This is a genomic window from Flectobacillus sp. (assembly GCF_049240685.1).
Taxonomy (GTDB): domain Bacteria; phylum Bacteroidota; class Bacteroidia; order Cytophagales; family Spirosomataceae; genus Flectobacillus.
In genome coordinates this window covers 1-1,098 of sequence record NZ_JBMLSD010000243.1, presented here as the reverse complement: position 1 = coordinate 1,098, position 1,098 = coordinate 1, and the positions used below count along the sequence as shown (strand labels likewise).

Here is a 1,098-nt window from a genome sequence, read left to right as displayed (position 1 = left end):
AGGCAACAGGCAAGAGGCACAAGGCAAAGAGTGTAAAAATATTTTTTAGTGAGGATAGATATATTTTTAATTTTATCCAGTAATCAAAAAAACATTTCGAAACTTATTGCCCGTTGCTTAATTTTTAGCGCTTATTGCCTACTGCTGGCTCACTTACTTATTCTAAACTTTGTTTTTCGTAAGCCAAAAATAATTCTTGCAAATGCTTTGTTACAGCACCTGTTTTTCCATTATTGAAAACCACCTCATCGGTCTGAGCAATCGGAACAATGCGTTTGGTGCTTCCTGTAGTAAACACTTCGTCGGCCTGTAGGTATTCGTTAAAACTAATATCTCGTTCTTCTACCTTATAATATTGAGCAGCCAATTTGAGCACATGTTTTCGGGTTACGCCAAACAATGCTCCATCTTTGGGAGTAGCAATCAGATTATCTTTTACGATAAAGATATTACTTCTCGAAGATTCTGAAATAATGCCATTTTGATGGTACAATACATCATCTGCTTGCTGCGCTCTTAGCTGTGGTTGAATTCTGATTGGGACAATATAATTAAGGGTTTTGATTTCTGGAATTTCACGTTTGTATTCCAAACTCAAAAGCTTCATTCCTTTATTAGGATTTTTGAACTCGAATGGTTTTGCCGTAACGATAAGGTTCGACGATTCGGCGGGTAAATATCCATCCGAAGAGAAACCTCCTGTTAGGATCATTTTGATACCTACTAATGGAAGTGGATGAAGTTTGATTGTTTCATAAATGATTTCCTTAAGCTGCTCACGACTAGCAGGAATGGGTAGTCCCATCAAACGTGCTGAATTTTCAAATCGGTCGAGATGGTCTTCCAAAAAAATCGCTCTACCATCAATTGCTCTAAAAAAATCAAAGATGCCATATCCTCGGACTAATCCTAAATCCGATACATGAATTTTGGCATCTTCAGCCTTTACAAAGGTATTATTTAAGAAAATATATTCTTGCATAAATTGGGTGATATTAAGTATTGATTAATCGTGCAAAGTTTTTTGTTTTGGGCAATAGACAATATTAGGCAACAGGCAACAGGCACAAGGCAAAGAGTGTTAAAGTGTATTTTAGT

The 1,098-nt window shown here is 36.3% G+C and carries 1 protein-coding gene; it reads right to left on the bottom strand.

The features are described from left to right. Window positions 1-157: 157 nt before the first annotated feature. Window positions 158-982: an aminotransferase class IV gene (locus ACOVQ4_RS11145; protein WP_421820722.1), complete on the bottom strand. Its 825-nt coding sequence runs from the start codon at window positions 980-982 to the stop codon at window positions 158-160. Window positions 983-1,098 lie beyond the last annotated feature (116 nt).